This is a genomic window from Azospirillum sp. NS33, assembly GCF_059703765.1.
The window spans coordinates 324,987-342,784 of record NZ_BAAKJB010000001.1 but is presented as its reverse complement, the minus strand read 5'-3'; the positions used below and the strand labels follow the sequence as shown (position 1 = coordinate 342,784).

17 protein-coding genes are annotated in these 17,798 nt (G+C 73.3%); 3 read left to right on the top strand and 14 right to left on the bottom strand.

Translation table 11 applies throughout. The annotated features are described in order from the left end of the window. Nucleotides 1–22 precede the first annotated feature (22 nt). Nucleotides 23–1,027 carry a tryptophan--tRNA ligase gene (trpS, locus tag AC6H2I_RS01585; RefSeq protein WP_497498786.1) on the top strand — a complete coding sequence of 335 codons (1,005 nt, stop codon included), beginning with the start codon at nucleotides 23–25 and terminating at the stop codon, nucleotides 1,025–1,027. 7 nt (nucleotides 1,028–1,034) lie between these two features. Next, nucleotides 1,035–1,652: a pyroglutamyl-peptidase I gene (locus AC6H2I_RS01580; RefSeq protein WP_497498784.1), complete on the top strand. Its 618-nt coding sequence runs from the start codon at nucleotides 1,035–1,037 to the stop codon at nucleotides 1,650–1,652. 108 nt (nucleotides 1,653–1,760) lie between these two features. Here the strand turns inward: AC6H2I_RS01580 and AC6H2I_RS01575 are convergent, their stop codons facing one another. From AC6H2I_RS01575 to AC6H2I_RS01525, 11 genes are all read right to left on the bottom strand, one after another. Continuing rightward, entirely contained in the window at nucleotides 1,761–3,452 is a 1,692-nt protein-coding gene (locus AC6H2I_RS01575) for an ABC transporter ATP-binding protein (protein WP_497498782.1), read from the bottom strand. A gap of 60 nt (nucleotides 3,453–3,512) precedes the next feature. Continuing rightward, the gene (gene fhuB / locus AC6H2I_RS01570) at nucleotides 3,513–5,513 is read right to left on the bottom strand and encodes a Fe(3+)-hydroxamate ABC transporter permease FhuB (protein WP_497498780.1); all 2,001 of its coding nucleotides are present in this window, start codon (nucleotides 5,511–5,513) and stop codon (nucleotides 3,513–3,515) included. Continuing rightward, the gene (locus AC6H2I_RS01565; protein WP_497498779.1) at nucleotides 5,506–6,408 is read right to left on the bottom strand and encodes an ABC transporter substrate-binding protein; all 903 of its coding nucleotides are present in this window, start codon (nucleotides 6,406–6,408) and stop codon (nucleotides 5,506–5,508) included. Before AC6H2I_RS01565 ends, fhuB begins: the two co-directional genes overlap by 8 nt. Continuing rightward, nucleotides 6,405–7,211 carry an ABC transporter ATP-binding protein gene (locus AC6H2I_RS01560; RefSeq protein ID WP_497498777.1) on the bottom strand — a complete coding sequence of 269 codons (807 nt, stop codon included), beginning with the start codon at nucleotides 7,209–7,211 and terminating at the stop codon, nucleotides 6,405–6,407. The genes AC6H2I_RS01565 and AC6H2I_RS01560 overlap by 4 nt, the downstream gene beginning before the upstream one ends. Nucleotides 7,212–7,271: 60 nt before the next feature. After that, the gene (locus AC6H2I_RS01555) at nucleotides 7,272–9,422 is read right to left on the bottom strand and encodes a TonB-dependent siderophore receptor (RefSeq protein ID WP_497498776.1); all 2,151 of its coding nucleotides are present in this window, start codon (nucleotides 9,420–9,422) and stop codon (nucleotides 7,272–7,274) included. Between the two features lie 158 nt (nucleotides 9,423–9,580). Continuing rightward, nucleotides 9,581–10,465 carry a helix-turn-helix domain-containing protein gene (locus tag AC6H2I_RS01550; RefSeq protein WP_497498775.1) on the bottom strand — a complete coding sequence of 295 codons (885 nt, stop codon included), beginning with the start codon at nucleotides 10,463–10,465 and terminating at the stop codon, nucleotides 9,581–9,583. 173 nt (nucleotides 10,466–10,638) lie between these two features. After that, nucleotides 10,639–11,034, bottom strand: a complete 396-nt coding sequence (locus tag AC6H2I_RS01545; protein WP_497498774.1) for a MarR family winged helix-turn-helix transcriptional regulator — start codon at nucleotides 11,032–11,034, stop codon at nucleotides 10,639–10,641. A gap of 395 nt (nucleotides 11,035–11,429) precedes the next feature. Then, nucleotides 11,430–11,633, bottom strand: a complete 204-nt coding sequence (locus AC6H2I_RS01540; RefSeq protein ID WP_497498772.1) for a hypothetical protein — start codon at nucleotides 11,631–11,633, stop codon at nucleotides 11,430–11,432. Between the two features lie 81 nt (nucleotides 11,634–11,714). Then, the gene (locus tag AC6H2I_RS01535) at nucleotides 11,715–11,918 is read right to left on the bottom strand and encodes a hypothetical protein (protein ID WP_497498771.1); all 204 of its coding nucleotides are present in this window, start codon (nucleotides 11,916–11,918) and stop codon (nucleotides 11,715–11,717) included. Beyond that, the gene (locus AC6H2I_RS01530) at nucleotides 11,875–12,129 is read right to left on the bottom strand and encodes a helix-turn-helix domain-containing protein (RefSeq protein WP_497498770.1); all 255 of its coding nucleotides are present in this window, start codon (nucleotides 12,127–12,129) and stop codon (nucleotides 11,875–11,877) included. The genes AC6H2I_RS01535 and AC6H2I_RS01530 overlap by 44 nt, the downstream gene beginning before the upstream one ends. After that, on the bottom strand, nucleotides 12,129–12,686 hold the full coding sequence (locus tag AC6H2I_RS01525) for a DUF2975 domain-containing protein (protein ID WP_497498769.1): 558 nt from the start codon (nucleotides 12,684–12,686) through the stop codon (nucleotides 12,129–12,131). The genes AC6H2I_RS01530 and AC6H2I_RS01525 overlap by 1 nt, the downstream gene beginning before the upstream one ends. 233 nt (nucleotides 12,687–12,919) lie before the next feature. Here AC6H2I_RS01525 and AC6H2I_RS01520 point away from each other — a divergent pair, with 233 nt between their 5' ends. Continuing rightward, nucleotides 12,920–14,386: an alpha/beta fold hydrolase gene (locus AC6H2I_RS01520; protein WP_497498767.1), complete on the top strand. Its 1,467-nt coding sequence runs from the start codon at nucleotides 12,920–12,922 to the stop codon at nucleotides 14,384–14,386. 36 nt (nucleotides 14,387–14,422) lie between these two features. Here the strand turns inward: AC6H2I_RS01520 and hslU are convergent, their stop codons facing one another. From hslU to AC6H2I_RS01505, 3 genes are all read right to left on the bottom strand, one after another. Further along, nucleotides 14,423–15,739 (bottom strand): ATP-dependent protease ATPase subunit HslU, encoded by a 1,317-nt coding sequence (hslU, locus tag AC6H2I_RS01515; protein ID WP_497498765.1) that lies wholly within the window; start codon nucleotides 15,737–15,739, stop codon nucleotides 14,423–14,425. After that, nucleotides 15,739–16,287 (bottom strand): ATP-dependent protease subunit HslV, encoded by a 549-nt coding sequence (gene hslV, locus AC6H2I_RS01510; protein WP_497498764.1) that lies wholly within the window; start codon nucleotides 16,285–16,287, stop codon nucleotides 15,739–15,741. Before hslV ends, hslU begins: the two co-directional genes overlap by 1 nt. Nucleotides 16,288–16,407: 120 nt before the next feature. Next, the gene (locus AC6H2I_RS01505; protein WP_497498762.1) at nucleotides 16,408–17,763 is read right to left on the bottom strand and encodes a serine protease; all 1,356 of its coding nucleotides are present in this window, start codon (nucleotides 17,761–17,763) and stop codon (nucleotides 16,408–16,410) included. Nucleotides 17,764–17,798 lie beyond the last annotated feature (35 nt).

Genomic DNA, 17,798 nt, shown 5'->3' with positions numbered 1-17,798 from the left:
ACAGACGCGCGAGGACAGTGCCTTGAACCGCATCTTCTCCGGCATGCAGCCGACCCGTCAGCTCCACCTCGGCAACTACCTCGGCGCGCTGCGCAACTGGGTCGCCCTGCAGGACCAGTACGAGTGCATCTTCTGCGTCGTCGACCTGCACGCCCTGACCCAGGATCAGGCGCCGGAGGTGCTGCGCAACAACATCCGCGAGGTCGCCGCGGCCTACATCGCCGCCGGCATCGACCCCGACCGCAACACCCTGTTCCACCAGTCCTTCGTGCCCCAGCACGCGGAGCTGTCGTGGATCCTGTCCTGCCACACGCCGATCGGCTGGCTGAACCGGATGACCCAGTTCAAGGAGAAGGCTGGCAAGCAGCGCGACATGGCCAATCTCGGCCTCTACGCCTACCCCGTGCTGATGGCCGCCGACATCCTGCTGTACAAGGCCACCCACGTGCCGGTGGGCGAGGACCAGAAGCAGCACCTGGAACTGGCCCGCGACATCGCCGGCGCCTTCAACCGCCGCTACGACGTGGAGTACTTCCCGCTGCCCGAGCCGCAGATCCTCGGCGAGGCCACCCGGGTGATGTCGCTGCGCGACGGCACCAAGAAGATGAGCAAGTCGGACGAATCCGAGTACTCGCGCATCAACATGACCGACGACGCCGACACCATCGCCCAGAAGATCCGCAAGGCCAAGACCGACCCCGAGCCGCTGCCGGACAGCGTCGAGGGGCTGGAGTCCCGGCCCGAGGCCGACAACCTCGTCACCATCTACGCCGCCCTGGCCGGGGAATCGCGGGCCGACACCCTGGCCCGCTTCGGCGGGGCCCAGTTCTCCGTCTTCAAGGGGGCGCTGGTCGACGTGGCGGTCGCCCAGCTGGCGCCGATCACCGCGCGCATGAACGAGCTGATGGGCGACAAGGCGGAGATCGACCGGCTGCTGCGCAAGGGCGGCGAGCGTGCCGCGGCGCTGGCCGAGACCCATCTGGCGGAGGTCAAGGACATCATCGGCCTGCTGCGGCCCGGGGCGTAGGCCGGGCATGGCCGGCCCCATCCTCCTCACCGGCTTCCAGGCCTTCGGCGGGCATGCGGTCAACCCGACCGCCCAGCTGATGGAGCGCCTGGCCGGCGCGGAGGGGGTGGTGACCGCCGTGCTTCCGGTCGTCTACGACGCCTGCGCCGAGGAGTTCGCCGCGCTGGTCGCCCGCCACGCGCCGATCGCCGCGCTGGCCTTCGGCCTCGCCGCCCGCGCGGAATCGGTGCTGGTCGAGCGGCTCGCCTGGAACCGCGACGAGAGCGACACGCCCGACAATGGCGGGGTCGTGCGCGCGGGCGCGGAGATCGTGCCCGGCGGTCCCACCGCCTACGGCTGCGGCATCCCGGTGCCGCTGCTGGTGCGCACCCTGGCGCTGGCCGGCGTGCCGGTGGCGATCAGCGACCACGCCGGCGGCTTCGTCTGCAACCACCTCTACTACCGCGCCCGGCACGGGATCGAGGCGGCCGGCCTCGACCTGCCGATGGCGTTCATCCACGTGCCGCCCCTGCCCGAGCAGGTGGCCGACCAGAGCGGGCGCACCGGCTTGACCGTGGACCGGCTCGAGCGGGCGGTGCGCACCCTCGCCGCCACCGTGCGGAGCGCCCTGGGCGAAGGCGCCTGACCCCGGTCAGGCGCCCATGTGCGAACGCGCCTGACCCCGGTCAGGCGCCCATGTGCGAACGCGCCTGACCCCGGTCAGGCGCCCATGTGCGAACGCGCCTGACCCCGGTCAGGCGCTGCGGAGGTCGTCGGCGTCGGCGATCTCGGCGTAGCTGCGCTGGCGGACCCCGGCGCTGCCGTCGATGACGACGATCTTGTCGGCGTTGCGGATGGTCGCCAGGCGGTGGGCGATCACCAGGGTCGTGCGTCCCTGCGACAGCTCCGTCAGCGACTGCTGGATCTCGCGTTCGGTCCGGGTGTCGAGCGCCGACGTCGCCTCGTCGAGGATCAGGATCGGCGGGTTCTTCAGGAACATGCGGGCGATGGTCACCCGCTGCTTCTGGCCACCCGACAGCTTGATTCCGCGCTCGCCGACGACGGTGTCGAGTCCCCCGGGAAGGGCGGCGATCAGGGTGTCGAGCCGGGCGCGCCGCGCCGCCTCCAGGATCTCGGCGTCGCTGGCGCCGAGCCGGCCATAGGCGATGTTCTCGCGGATGGTGCCGCCGAACAGGAACACGTCCTGCTGGACCACGCCGATCTGCCGGCGCAGCGACGCCAGGGTCATGGCCCGGATGTCGATGCCGTCGATGGTGATGCGCCCGCCCTCCACCTCGTAGAAGCGGGGCAGCAGCGAGCAGACCGTGGTCTTGCCGGCCCCCGACGGGCCGACCAGCGCCACCGTGCGGCCCGCCTCGATGGTCAGGTCGATCCCGTTCAGGACGGGCCGCGGCCCGCCATAGCCGAAGGTGACGCCCTCGAAGCGGATCTCGCCCTTCAGCGGCGGCGCCGGCACCGCGCCCGGCCGGTCGGCGATGTCCGGCTGGGTCTCCAGCAGGTCGAGGTAGCGGCGGAAGCCGGCGATGCCCCGCGGGTAGGTCTCGATCACCGCGTTGATCTTCTCGATCGGCCGGAAGAACACGTTGACCAGCAGCAGGAAGGCGAAGAAGCCGCCGTGGCTGAGCCCGCCGGTCAGCACGAAATGGGCGCCGGCCAGCATGACGACGATCAGGATCAGCCGCATGCTCATGTAGCTGAGCGTGGTCGACATCGCCATGATGCGGTAGGCGTCGAGCTTGGTGCGGCGGTACTGCTCGTTGTCGTGGTCGAACAGGGAGCGCTCGTGGTCCTCGTTGGTGAAGGCCTGGACGACCCGCATGCCGCCGACGTTCTCCTCGATGCGGACGTTGAAGGCGCCGACCCGGGAATAGAGGGACTGCCAGGTGCGGGTCATGCGGCCGCCGTAGCGGCTGGTCACCCAGGCCACCACCGGCACGATGATCGCCGTGATCAGGGCCAGCTGCGGGTGGACCATGACCATCAGCGCGAAGGCGCCGACGAAGGTCATCACCGCGATCAGCAGGTCCTCCGGCCCGTGGTGGGCGACCTCGCCGATCTCTTCCAGGTCCTTGGTCACCCGGGCGATGAGGTGGCCGGTCTTGTTGTTGTCGTAGAAGCTGAAGGACAGCTTCTGCAGGTGATCGAAGGCGCGCCGGCGCATCTCCGTCTCGATGTTGATGCCCAGCTTGTGGCCCCAGTAGACGACCACCGCCATCAGCCCGCCATTGGCCAGGTAGATCACCAGCAGCCCGATGGAGGCGAGGACGACGAGGCCCCAGTCCTGGGTCGGCAGGAGCTGGTCGACGAACGACCGCACCGCCATGGGGAAGCCGAGCTCGAGCAGCCCCGACAGCACGGCGCAGACGATGTCGAGGGCGAACAGGGCCTTGTAGGGTTCGTAGTAGGCGAAGAAGCGGCGAAGCATCGGGTCCATTCCACCGGTGGGGGACGTGGTGTGGCGGCAGCGGGGCGGATCGGCCGGGGGTCAGGTCGGGCGCAGGACTCCCCGGCCGAGCAGCCAGATCAGGTAGGGGCCGCCCAGCAGGGCGACGAACAGGCCGAGCGGCAACTGGTAGGGAAAGGCCAGCGTGCGGGCGAGCCAGTCGGACAGTATCATCAGCGCACCGCCGATCGCCATCGCCCCGGCGCCCTGGGCCAGCGGGCGGGTGAGGCCGAGCAGCCGCGCCAGGTGCGGCGCGATCAGCCCGACGAAGCTCAAGGGGCCGACGAACAGGGAGGCGGTGGCGGCCAGCACGCCGGCCAGCACCACCAGCAGCATCCGGCAGCGGACGACCGGCAGGCCCAGGCTGCGCGCCATGGCCCCGCCCAGCGGCAGGATCTCCAGCCAGCGCGCCGCCAGCGGCAACGGGGCCAGCAGGCACAGCGCCGCGGCCACGGCGAACCCCGCGGTGGCCGGAGCCACGTCGTTGACGGAGCCGCTGATCCAGCGCAGCAGGTCGAAGGCCTGGCGGCTGCCGGTGGCGATCACCGCCGTCAGCACGGCGCTGCACAGCGCCCCCATGGCGACGCCGCCCAGCAGCAGGCGCTCCGGCCCGAAGCCGCCGCGCGCGGCGACCGCGAGGATGGCGGCCAGCGCGGCCACCGCCGCCACCGCCGCCGCGCCGGTCTGGAGCATCATGCCCGCCCCGGGAAGGGCGAACAGGATGATCACCAGCCCGACCCCCGCGCCCGTGGCGACCCCGAGGATCTCCGGGCTGGCCAGGGGGTTGGCGGTGATGCGCTGGAGCAGGCAGCCCGACGCCGCCAGCATGGCCCCGGCCGCCAGCGCCACGGCGACGCGCGGCGCGCGCCAGGGCAGCAGATCGGCGAACACGGCGCCGCTGGCGAGGTGCCAGCCGTCCGGCGCGCGCCCCACCACCAGCGCCGCGGCGGCGGCGACCGCCAGGAGCGCGAGCAGGGTGGCGAGGGTCCGGCCGGGCCGGGCGCTGCGGCGCGACGGCGCCGGGCGGGCGTTGAGCGACGGCCATTCGATCATGCGCAGGCGCGGCAGCAGCCACAGCAGCAGCGGCCCGCCGAGCAGGGCGGTGGCCGCGCCGGCGGGCACGCGTTCCCCGCCGGTGGCGGCCAGCGCCTGCACCAGCCCGTCGGTCAGCCACAGCAGCAGCGCGCCGATCAGCGTCGTCGCGGCCAGGCGGGCGCCCGGCGTGCGCGCGCCGCCGAGATGGGCCAGCGCCGGGGCCGCCAGCCCGACGAAGCCGATCACCCCGACCTCGGCCGTCACCGAGGCGGCCAGCCAGACCGCCACGGCGATCACCAGCAGGCGGCTGGCGTGGAGCGCCAGGCCGAGGCCGCGGGCGCTGGCGTCGTCGAGGCCGAGGACGGCCAGCGGGCGGGCCAGCAGGAGGGCGGCGGCGAGGCCGCAGGCCAGGCGCGCGGCGATGGAGAGGGTCGGCCCCCAGCTCTGCTGGGCCAGGGAACCGCCGCCCCAGATGAAGATCGAGAAGAGGTAGTCGCCGTTGGCGAGGATCAGGGCGGCGCTGGCCGCGGTGGCGGTCAGCGCCGCCATCATGCCGGCGAGCACCACCGACACCGGCTCCAGCCCGCGCCGCCAGGTCAGGCCGAGGATCAGCGCGGCGGCGGCGAGGCCGCCGGCGAGCGCCACCCCGCTGCGGGCCTGCGCCATGAGGGCCGGCGCGTAGAGCGTCGCCGCGACCATGGCGAGCTGCGCCCCCGCGGAGATTCCCAACGTCGAGGGCTCGGCCAGCGGGTTGCGGAGCACCCGCTGCAGCAGCAGCCCCGACAGGCCGAGCGCCGCCCCGGCCACCAGGGCCATGGCGAGGCGTGGCAGGACCATGTGGTGGAGGGCGACGGCCTCGAGGTCGGGGCCGCCGGCCGGCGCGCCGGCGACACCGGGCAGGGGGTCCACCACGGCGAGCCCGGAGAGCGCGGCCGCCAGCGCCGCCAGCCCGCCCCACAGGGCCAGCCGGTGGCGCCGCCCCGGCCTCGCCGCCGCGGCCTCAGCCACGGTCGGCTCCGGCCGCGGCCAGCGCGCCGGCCAGCAGGCGCGCGAAGCGCCGTGCCGCCGGCAGGCCGCCGAACGGGTTGACCGGCGGCACGGTCACCACCCGTCCGGCCCGCACCGCGGGAAGGGCGTTCCACAGGGCGCTGTCGCCCAGGGACCAGCGGACCTCGGGGGGCGTCGGCTCGACCACGGCGATCGTGGCCTCGGGCACCCGGGCCAGGGCCTCCATGCCGACCGGTGCGGCCGCGGCGTAGCGGGTGCCGGCGGACCAGGCGTTGCGCAGGCCGAGCCGCGCCAGCACGTCGCCGAACATGCTGTCGGTGCCGAAGGCGCGGACGTGGCGGGAATCGCCGAAGTTCACGACGAACACCGGCCGGGCGGCGGCGCCGCGCAGGCCGGCGGCGTGGCGGGCGATCGCGGCGTCCGCGGCGGCGATCGCCGCATCCGCCGCCGCCGGGCGGCCGAGCCGCCGGCCGAGGGTCCGGGTGGCCGCGACGGCCAGCGCATACGGCGCCTCGCCGGGCCGATAGACCGGCAGGGACAGGGTCGGCGCGACACGCTCGAGATTGGCCCGCTGGACTTCGTAGAAATTGGAGATGAGGACGAGGTCGGGGTCGGCGATGCGCAGCATCTCGTAGTTCGGCGTGCCGCGCAGCCCGAGGTCGGCGACCGTGCCGGGCACCGCCGGCTCGACCGCGACCCGGGCGAACTGCCGGAGCTCGGCCGCCGCCACCGGCGTCACCCCCAGCAGCAGCAGCGTTTCCAGCGCCGCCCAGTCGATCACCGCCACCCGCGGGACGGCGGCGCCGGCCCGGGCCGTGCCGGCGGCCGCGGCGAGCGCGCCGCCGCCGGCCCACGCCAGCGCGCGGCGGCGGGTGAGGCGCGGCGGCGCGGTCATTGGACGAACCCGATGGGGGCGCCGGTGCGCGGGTGGGCCACGGTGCCCATGGCGATGCCATAGACCGTGCGCAGCACCTCGGGCGCCATGATGGCGGCCGGCGCGCCGCGGGCGACGAGGCGGCCGTCGCGCAGCGCCAGGATCTCGTCGCACAGGCGCGCCGCCATGTTGATGTCGTGCAGCACGACGACGGCGCCGATGCCGCGCGACCGGCTGAGCCGGCGCACCAGGTCCAGCATCTCCACCTGGTGGGCGATGTCGAGCGCCGAGGTCGGCTCGTCCAGCAGCAGGCAGCGGGTGTCCTGGGCCAGCATCATGGCGAGCCAGGCCCGCTGCCGCTCGCCGCCGGACAGGCTGTCGACGAGGCGGTCGGCGAAGCGGTCCAGGTCGGTTTCGGCCATCGCCTCGGCCACCTTGGCGGCGTCCTCGGCGCCGAAGCGGCCGAGCGCCCCGTGCCACGGGAAGCGGCCGAGCGCCACCAGCTCGCGCACGGTCATGCCCTCGGCGGGCGGGGTGAACTGGGGCATGTAGGCGACGGCGCGGGCGAAGGCGCGGTCGCCCGTCGCGGCGATCGGCGCCCCCTGGAAGCGCACGCTGCCGTGGCTGGGCTGCTGCTGGCGGGCCAGCACCCGCACCAGGGTGCTCTTGCCCGAACCGTTGGCCCCGACCAGGCCGAAAATGCGCGCCGCCGGCAGGGCCAGGGACAGCTCCGACAGGATGCGCCGCCCGCCCGCGTCGACCGCCACGCGGTCGAGCTGGTAGAGCGGGTGCGCGGGCGTCGCGGGCGCGGCATCACGGTGCATCGGCGGATGTCCTCGAACGGCCGGCCGCCCCCCGCGGCCGGACCGCGGGGGGCGACGCCGTCACCACGTCATGTGCAGGTTCAGCTTGACCACCCGGCCCTCGGCGTAGCCGCAGGAGAACTGCGTCTGGCAGCTGGCCACGTAGGTCTTGTCGAACAGGTTCGTCACGTTGAGGTCGGCGCCCCAATTGCCCAGGTCGTAGCCGAGGTGGGCGTCGAACACCGTGGCGGACGGCACCTCCAGGGTGTTCTCGTTGTCCGCCCACGACGAGCCGATGTAGCGCACGCCGCCGCCCACCGCCAGCCCGTCGAGCATCCCGTCGCGGACGGTGTAGTCGAGGCCCAGCGACGCCATGGTCTCGGGCACGATGTAAGGGGTCTTGCCGATGATCGCCGCGTTCTCGTCGTTCTCGATCTCCACGTCCATGGTGGTGAAGGACGCGGTGCCGCGCAGGCTGCGGGTGATGTCGACCTTGGCCTCCAGCTCGATGCCCTTGGAGCTGACCTCGCCGATCTGGGTCTCGGCCAGGTAGGGGCCGCTCACCACGTTCTTGCGGGTGAGGTCGAACAGGGCCACCGTGAAGATGCCGTCGATCCAATCGGGCGCGTACTTGACGCCGACCTCGACCTGGTGGCCGGTCTCCGGCTCGAACGCGCCGGTGGCGGCGGACGACCCCATCACCGGGTTGAAGAAGGTGGAGACGCTGGCGTAGGGCGTCACGCCGTTGGCGAACCGGTAGGCCAGCCCGCCGCGGCCGCTGAGCTTGCCGTCCTCGCCCTCGTACTCCGGCGTTCCCTCGGCCTTGGTCGAGGCGTGGTCGTAGCGCCCGTTCACGGTGGCGACCCAGCCGCCGAAGCGCAGCTGGTCCTGCACATAGGCGCCGACCTGGTTGAGGGTGAGGACCTGGTCGATGTAGCGCGACCGGGCCCCCTGGTCGGCGCCGTAGACCGGGTTGGTGGCGCTGATCGGCGTGGCCGAGCCGGTGAGCTGGATCTGGTCGAGGCGGAAGTAGCGGTAGTCGATGCCGACCAGCAGGGTGTGGTCGACCGCCCCGGTCTTGAACCCGGTCTCCAGCTGGTTGTCGATGAGGACGGTGTTGACGTCGGACTCGTGCTCGAAGTTGATCCGGGTCAGCCGGTTGTCGGGGTCGGTCGGGGTCGCCGAAAAGCCGTTGTAGCCGTAGGCGTAGAGCGACACCTCGCGGACGTCGCTGTAGGCGTAGCGGGCGTTCTGGCGGAACACCGTGGTGTCGTCGAAGGCGTGCTCGAAGGTGTAGCCGACCGACACCTGGCGGCGGCTGTACTCGTCGATACCGGGCTCGGTGAAGTTGGCCTCGGGGTCGATGGTGCCGAAGGGGGCGTCGACCACGGTCCCGACATAGGGCAGGAAGGCGCCGCCGACATGGGTTTCGTCGATGTCGGTGTAGTTGGCGTGCAGCGTCAGGCGGGTGTCGTTGCTGGGCCGGATGCGCAGGCTGGTCTGGAGGGTACCGCGCAGGCCATCGGCGTGGTCGCTGTAGGTGTCGCCGCCGGCGATCCGCCCGGTGACCCGGTAGTCCAGCTTGTCGTTGAAACGGTCGCCGAGGTCGAAGCCGAAATCGGCGTTGCCGGCGTCGTTGATGCCCACCTCGGCGTGGCGCACGCGCCGGCCGTCGGCGGTCTTGGTGACGAGGTTGACGAGGCCGCCGGGGTTGCTGGCGCCGTAGAGCACCGACGAGGCGCCGCGCAGCACCTCGATGCGCTCCAGCGGGTAGCTGTCGACGAACAGGCCGCCGAAGCCGTAGCTGAAGAGCGGCAGCCCGTCCTGGTAGACGCCGGTCTGCGTCGCCTGGAAGCCGCGGATGAACATCCAGTTGGTGTCGCTGTCGGACCCGAAGGGCTGGGTGAACACGCCGGGCGTGTAGCGCAGCGCCTCGTCGACCTTGTCGACGCCGCGGTCGTCCATCTCCTCGCGGCCGATCACCGACACCGACTGCGGCACCTCCTCCAGCGGGGTCGCCGTCTTGGAGCCGGTGGTGGTGCGGGTGGCGGTGTAGCCGTCCAGCGGGCCGGTGGCGCTTTCGGCCGGCGCCGCGCCGCCGACGGTGACGCGGTCCAGCACGATGGTGTTGCCCGCGCTCTGGGCGTGCGCCACGGCCGGGACGACGAGCCCGGCGATCGCGGTGGTTTGCAGGAGAACGAGCCCGATGCGGCTCTTGCGAACAGAAAGCATTGCTTAACCCCACCAATCAGGAACGGCCGCAGGGCGTTGTGTCGTCCGGGGACGGATGCCGAGACGCGGTGCCAGCGATTGGTCGTCGGGGTAGCACGGGGGCCTCGCCGCGGGCTTGAACCCTCTTGTCCTGCCTTGGACGATTTTGTGACGATCGTTCAGGCGGCACGGTTGCGCTGCCAGGCGGCCGGTGTCGTGCCGACGACCTGGCGGAAGACGCGGGTGAGGTGGGCCTGGTCGGCGAAGCCGACGGCGACCGCCGCATCGGCCAGGGTGACGTCGGGACGGTGCAGCATCGCCTTCACCCGGGCGACCCGCGCGCGCATCTGCCACTTGTGCGGCGGCATGCCGGTCGACGCCTTGAAGGCCGAGCAGACATAGGACTGGGACAGGCCGGTGAGGTCGGCCAGCTCCTGCAGGCGGATCGTGCGCATGCAGTTGTCCTCGATGAACTCGATGGTCCGGCGGAGTTGGCGCGGCGGCAGGCCGCCCCGCTTGCGGTCGGCGCGCGGCGCCACGCGCAGGAGCGAGACCAGCAGGGCCGTGATCAGGCTGTCGCCGTAGAGGTCGTGCAGCCCGCCGGGGGCCGTGCACTCCGCCGCGATCAGCCGGGCGAGGTGGAGAAGGGCGTCGTCGGCGAAGGTGAGGCGCGGTGTTTCCAGCGCCGCGCCGTCGACGCGGTCGCCGAAGCGCCGGCCGAGCGCGTCGGCGTCGAGGTGCAGGTCGAGGTGGCGCAGGCGGCGGATGCGGGCCATCCGCGACCAGACCCGCACGTCGGCCGGAACGTAGCACAGGGGATGGCGCGCGATGGTCGGGTCCGGTCCCCTGGGCGTCCGGCTCATGGTCAGCTCGATGTCGCCGTCGCCGTCCTGGTCGAGCATCACCACCAGCCGCGGGTAGGGGGCGATGTACTCGCCCCGGGCGCCGTCGCGGCAGGCGACGTGCCAGACATCGGCGATCACACCGTCCCAGGCCCGCCATTTCAGATCCTCCAGAAGGGTGAACCCTTCGATCTGGCTCTGCATGCTCGGTTGGAAGGTCATGGGCCGGGCTTTCTCGTCGCGTCGGTCGCGCGGCCGCGGCGACTCGGCGGCCGGCGGCGGCGCCCAAGCCTTATAAGGCCAGTCGGAATTGCGAACAAGTGTCATTCGCAAGATTTGCGATGGGACCGCCCCGCGCCGGGCGATGGATGATGGGCGCCGGGGGCGCCGGGTGGTCAGGCGGTGCGGGCGCGGCGCGGTTCGGCGCGGGCGGCCGGCGGCTTGCGCTCGCTGCCGACGATGGCGCGCATCTCGCCCAGGAAACTGTGGCCCTTGTCGGTCAGGGTGACGATCTTGCGGCGGCGTTCGCGCGGATCCTCCTGCGACTGCACCAGGTCGAGCCCGGCCTTGCCGAAGGAATGCCAGCGGCTCAGCGCCGCGACGTTGCGCGAGGCTGAGGACTGGGCGATGCCGAGGCGCTCCGCCAGCTCGCCGATCGAGATGCCTTCGTTCTGCGCGATGGTGAGGAACGACAGCGCGTACTGGATCGGCAGGTCGGGGTCGAGGGCGCGGAACGCCTCGAGCACGCGGACGACGGTCCCGACCGCGTCAGGGCGGGCGCGGGCCGGCATCAGCGGACCCTCCGAGGCACGCCCGCGCCGGACCCGGCGGTGGCGGCACCCAGCGGGCCGGCGTGTAGATGATGTTCAGGCGTCCCAGCCATACGACGTATTCCCCGTTTTCCCGCCGGAGGTCGAAGCGACCGGCCGGAGTTGCCCAGCGGGCGTGTTCAACGAAGACTCGATGACCGCACAAACCCAGAAAAACGCTCATTGGATCCCCTCGATATCCGGTGGCCGCAGGACGATGGTTCAAGGCATCGATACCAATTTCGCGAATGCGGAATCGGAGCTCGGCCGGTCGCCGTCTGCGCGGTGGGAACTCGGACGGTGGGAATCACGGATTTCATGATGCGCTCCTGTGCGTGTGGGTCGATGGACGACGGTCCCGGTATCGCCGGTCCCGGCTATTCGTGCAAGAGGCTGAATGAACGATCCGCCGAAAAGATGCGCGTGCGGATGGATTCGGGCGCCGTGCGGTCGCCATCGGCGAGCGCCGCCGGGTCGTCGACGCCGATGTCGCGGCGCAGGTGGTCGCTGAGGTGGTCGATGCCGCGCCGGCTGCGGGCGTCCAGCCAGCGCCGCCACGTGGATTGCCACAGGCTTTCCATGACAGGCTCCTTCAATGCAAGCACGCAATCAATCCAACATCGGATGGATTTCGTCAACCCGCATTGCGGGCGGCGGCGCGGTCAGCGCGGGGCGGTCGGGCAGCCGGCGGCGGGTTCCGCGGCCGGCCCGTCGCCGGCGCCGGGATTGCCGCTGACGCAGGGTGGCGCGCAGTTCCGCGCGCCGCGGCACGCCTGCTCCAGCCAGGCAGCGCCGGAGCGTCGCCAGTCCAGGGTGTCGCAGCTACTCAGCAGCGGCAGCGCCGCCAGGAACAGCAGGGCTCTCATGGTCGCTCTCCGGCTGGTAGGTCAGCAGGTCGCCGGGCTGGCAGCCCAGGCAGGCGCAGATCCGCGCCAGGCTCTCGAAGCGGATGCCCTTCACCCGGCCCTGCTTCAGCAGCGACAGGTTGGCCTCGGTGATGCCGATGCGTGCCGCCAAGTCCTTGGAGCGCATCTTGCGGCGCGCCAGCATGACGTCCAGGGTGACGACGACCGGCATCAGACGATCTGGGCGTGGTCGTCGGCGATCGCCACGGCCCGGGCGAGAACGGCGGCGATCGCCCACACGATCGTGCCGAAGAGCAGCGCCAGCAGCGGCGAACTGCCCACCGCCAGGGTGAGCACCCGGCTGCCCGGCGGGTTGGTGGCGGTCAGCACGAGCCCGAGCAGCGTCGGCACCAGCAGCCCGGCCAGGCCGGCGGCGGCGGCGCGACCGGCGAAGGCCCGCAGCGCCCGCACCGCCGCCGCGCTGAGGAAGGCGCCCCCGGCGAACACGGCGAAGCAGCGGCGCGCCGCCAGCAGCGCCGCGGCGAACAGGGTGGCGGGGCAGAGGGCGAGCACGCCGGCGAGTCCCCATTGCCACGCCGCGGGGGCGGTGTGCGGCGGTGCGCCCGCGGCGGCGATCAGCGCCGCCGGATCGGCCGACCACCAGCCATAGGCGGCGGCCAGGGGAAGCCCCGCCGCCAGGCCGGCGCAGCCCAGCGCCAGCCGCCGGCTGGACCGGCGCAGGCCATCGTCGTCGCCGCAGTGGAGGGTGGAGGAGACGGGGGGTGGCATGCTCGACCTCCGGTCGCGTTCGCTCCGGCCCGGGCCGGACGGATTATCGTTCCACGAAAATTGATCATTCCCACACGAAAAAATCAAGGGGGTGTTCCGGCGGGTCGACGGGCGCCCCTGGACTCCACCACCCCTTTCGCGCCAAACAGGGGCGTCCGACCGATCCCCCGCCCCTCCCCTCACCCGGGCCCGCCGTGTCAGCGTTCCGTCTGCCCCCGTCCGCGGTCGCCGCCATGCTGGCCGCCCTGACCCTCGCGCCGGCGGCGGCGGCGCCGCGGCTGGAGCCGGCCCCGTGCTGGTTCACGGTTCCGGAGGGGGAACGCGCGGACTGTGCCCTGCTGCAGGTTCCCGAGCACCGCGACGGGACGGGCGGGCGCACCCTGGCGCTGCCCGTGGCCATCCTGCGCAGCACCGCCGAGTCGCCGGCGGCGGACCCGCTGGTGTTCGTGGAGGGCGGCCCGGGTGCGGCGGTGTTCGGCACGGGCACGGCGGTCGAGGAGCGGATGGAGGGTTGGTGGGACACCTCGGCGCCCTTCCGCCGGGAGCGCGACCTGGTGCTGTTCGACGCCCGTGGCACCGGCCTCGCCGAGCCCGACACCGATTGCCCGGAACTCGACGACCTGGCGGCCGCTCCGACGATCGCGCCGGTCGCGGGCGACCGCCGGGCGGCTCTGGAGGCGGTGGCGCTGCGGGTCTGCGCCGAACGGCTGCAGGCCGCCGGGGTCGACCTGACGGCGTTCTCGACCGCCGCCCTGGCCGACGATCTGGCCGATCTGGCCGCCGCCCTCGGCGCGGCGCGGATCAACCTGCTGGCGGTGTCCTACGGCACCCGGGTGGCGCTGGAGACGCTGCGCCGCCACGGCGGGCTGGTCCGGGCGGCGGTGCTCGACGGCGTCTATCCCCCGGGGGTGGCGGTGCTGGAAGAGCAGCCGGCGACCGCCGCGGCCGCCTTCGCGCGCCTGTTCGAGGACTGCGCCGCCAGCCGGCGCTGCCGCACCGCCTTTCCCGGCCTGGAGCGCCGGGTGGCCCGCCTCGTCGCGCGCCTCGACCTGGCGCCGGCCGACGTGGTGGTCGGTGGCAGCGACACCGCGGGCGCGCCGCGCACCGTGCGCCTGGACGGCGCCGGTGCGTTGGCCGCGGCGCTCGAGGCGATGGCGGAGACCGAGCCGTTGCCTCTGCTGCCGGCCATGCTCGACCGCGCCGCCCGCGGCGGCCTGGAGGACCTGGCGCTGTTCGCGCCGCAGCCCTGGCTGGGCGACCCGGACACCGCCGACGGGATGGCCTTCGCCATCGAATGCCGCGAGACCGTCGTCCCGGCCGACCCGGTCCGCGTCGCCGCCGCCCGCCGCCGCGCCCTGCCGTTCGGCGCGGCGGCCGACGCCGAGGCGGGGCGCCGGGTCTGCGACCACTGGCCGGCGGGGCGCCAGGACCCGTCCGAGCGGCTGGCGGTGGCCAGCCCGGTGCCGGTGCTGTTGCTGTCGGGGGCCTACGATCCCTTCACCCCGCCGTCCTGGGGTGCCCGCGCCGCCGCCACCCTGCCCAACAGCCGGCACCTGCTGTTCCGCGGCGCCGGGCACATCGTCACGGCGGCGGATCCGTGCGCGCTCGACCGCGCGGTGGCCTTCGTGGCAATCCCGGATGCGGCGGCGGTCAAGGACTGCCCCGGCGCCGGAACGGCTCCGCGCTTCGTCGCGCGGTGATCGTTCCGCACCCGGTCCGGTGTCGGGCGGAGGCGTCTACAGGATGAACTTCGAGAGGTCGGCGTTCTTGGCGAGGCTGCCGACCCGCTCGGCCACATAGGCGGCGTCGATGGTGACGCTCTGGCCGGAGCGGTCGCCGGCGGTGAAGCTGATCTCCTCCAGCAGGCGCTCCATCACCGTGTGGAGGCGCCGCGCCCCGATGTTCTCCACCGCCGTGTTGATCTCGGCGGCCAGGCGGGCCAGCTCGTCGATGGCGTCCGCGGTGAACTCCAGGGTCAGCTCCTCGGTCGCCATCAGCGCCTTGTACTGGGTGATCAGGCTGGCCTCCGGCTCGGTCAGGATGCGCTTGAAGTCGTCCTGGGTCAGCGGCTTCAGCTCGACCCGGATGGGCAGGCGGCCCTGCAGCTCGGGCAGCAGGTCGGACGGCTTGGCGAGGTGGAAGGCGCCCGACGCGATGAACAGGATGTGGTCGGTCTTGACCGGCCCGTGCTTGGTGTTGACGGTGGTGCCCTCGATCAGCGGCAGCAGGTCGCGCTGCACCCCCTCGCGGCTGACGTCGCCGCCGCCGCGGGTGTCGGAACGCGCCGAGATCTTGTCGATCTCGTCGAGGAAGACGATGCCGTTCTGCTCGACCGCGCGGATCGCCTCGCCGACCACCTTCTCCTGGTCCAGCAGCTTGTCCGACTCCTCCGCCACCAGCACGCCGTAGCTCTCCGACACCGTCATGCGCCGCGGCTTGGTGCGGCCGCCGAACGCCTTGCCGAAGATGTCGTTGAGGTTGAGCATGCCCATCTGGGCGCCCGGCATGCCCGGCACGTCGAAGGTCGGCAGCATGCCGCCCATGGTGCTGTCGACGACCTGGATCTCGATCTCCTTGTCGTTCAGGGTGCCCTCGCGCAGCATCTTGCGGAACTTCTGGCGGGTCTCGGCGCTGGCGCTGTCGCCGCACAGGGCGTCGATCACCCGCTCCTCGGCCCGCACCTCGGCCTTCGCCACCACCTCCTTGCGCAGGCGCTCCCGGGTCAGGGCGATGGCGATCTCCACGAGGTCGCGCACGATCTGTTCGACGTCGCGGCCGACGTAGCCGACCTCCGTGAACTTGGTCGCCTCGACCTTCAGGAAGGGGGCCTGGGCCAGCTTGGCCAGGCGCCGGGCGATCTCGGTCTTGCCGACGCCGGTCGGGCCGATCATCAGGATGTTCTTGGGCAGCACCTCCTCGCGCAGCGCCTCGGGCAGCTGCTGGCGGCGCCAGCGGTTGCGCAGGGCGATGGCGACGGCGCGCTTGGCGTCGTGCTGGCCGACGATGAAGCGGTCGAGCTCGGAGACGATCTCGCGGGGGCTGAAGGCGGTCATCACATGGATTCCACGACGACGTTTTCGTTGGTGTAGACGCAGATGCCCGCGGCGATGCGCATGGCCTTGCGGGCGATCGCCTCGGCGTCGAGGCCGTCGATGTCGACCAGCGCGCGGGCCGCGGAGAGGGCGTAGGCCCCGCCCGAGCCGATGCCGATCAGGCCGTCCTCGGGCTCCAGCACGTCGCCGTTGCCGGTCAGCACCAGGCTGACGTCGCGGTCGGCGACGGCCATCATCGCCTCCAGCCGGCGCAGGTAGCGGTCGGTGCGCCAGTCCTTGGCCATCTCCACGCAGGCGCGGGTGAGCTGGCCGGGATGCTGTTCCAGCTTGGCCTCGAGGCGCTCGAACAGGGTGAAGGCGTCGGCCGTGGCCCCGGCGAACCCCGCCATCACCGCGCCGCCGGCCAGACGGCGGACCTTGCGCGCGTTGTGCTTGATGACCGTCTGGCCGAGCGAGACCTGGCCGTCGCCGGCGACCACCACGCGACCGCCCTTGCGGACCGACAGGATGGTGGTGCCGTGCCACTGGATGGGATCGTGGGTCGTCATGGAATCCGCGCGCCGGTGTGGGAAGGGGCTTCGCGCACCGGGCTGCGGTGCCGGAAGGCTGGGTGTCCATGTGGGGGAGGGGGAGGGGCCGGTCAACCCCGCACCCCCGCGCGCCCCGTCTCAGCGCAGCGCCGCGCCCAGCGCCGCCAGCGCGTCGGCGGCGGGCACGAAGGCCGGCAGGGCGCCGCCGCCGGGCGGCGCGCCGGCGTCGGGCAACGCCAGCCCGACGAGGTTGCCGGCGCCGTCGAGCAGCGGATCGCCCGGTCGCGGCGGCGGCCCGTCGACGTCGGCCAGCACCACCCGGGTGCCGGTCGCGGCGTCGGCGCGGACGGCGCCGACGATGCCTTCCCACAGCCGGCCCGCGGGGCCGCCGGCGGCGTGCACCGGCGCGCTGACCGCGATCGCGTCGGTGCGCACGGGAAGCGCGGCGAGACGCGCCGGCACCCGGACCAGCGCAAGGCCGAGGCGCGGTGCGCGCGCCTCCACCACGCCGTCCAGGGCGATCCCGGCGGCCGGCCGCACCACCACGCGCGCCCCGCCGCCGACCGCCGAGTCGGGCGCCAGCAGCACCGCACCGCCGGCGGCCTCCCCCACCACCAGCCCATGGCCGGCGCCGACCGCGACCCGGGCGGCGTCGAGCCGTGCCGGCGCCGCCGCCAGGCCGCCGGAGAGCGGCCGTGGCGTGGCGATCTCCAGCCGCCCTCCCGCCGCCGCCATGGCCGCCGCGGCAACCGCGGGCTGGGCGATGGCCAGCGGCGGGAGGGGCGAGGGAGTGACGGGCGGTCCGGCCGCGGCCGGCGGAGCGAACAGCGGCGGAGCGGGCGGCGCCCCGCCGATGGCGACGGCGGCGCGGAAGCCGTCGTCGGCGGCGAGTCCCTCGACCGCGGTGGCGAAGGCCTCCTCGATCAGCAGGACGTCGCCCTCCGGCACCCCGGCGTCGATGGTGGCGCTGCCGGTGGTCGACACCCGGTGCAGCGGCCGCTCGGTGACGGGATCGTAGAGCGCCCAGTCCACCGTCACCGTGCCGTAGCCGCTGACCCCGCGGTCGGCCCCGGTGATCCAGTCCTCGCGCCGGCACAGCTCCAGGCGCACCTCGGTGAGCTGGCCGGCCACGGCGTAGCGGGCGTCGCGGCGCTGCGCCCGGGCGGTGAAGAAGTGGTCGGCACCGCCGGCGACGGCGAAGCCGGCGTCGCCCATGATTTCGGCGAAGCGGTCCTCCCACGTCGCCCCGGCGTGCAGGCGCCGCCCGCTGGTCCAGAAGGTCCGCCCGTAGGGTGCCGCGCAGTCGATGCCCCAGACATAGCGGCCGATCTCGGTGCCGCGGCGCATGGCGCCGAGGCTCAGCCCGGCGAATCGCAGCGCCTCCGTGCTCCCCGGCGCCACCGCGGCGGCCACCGGGGTGCGCGGCGGCGGCTCCCAGGTCGAGAGGGCGCAGGCGGACGACAGCAGGGCGGCGGTCAGGAGCGGGATGCGCATAGGATAATATGCACGCCTAGGATGCAATCCAGCAT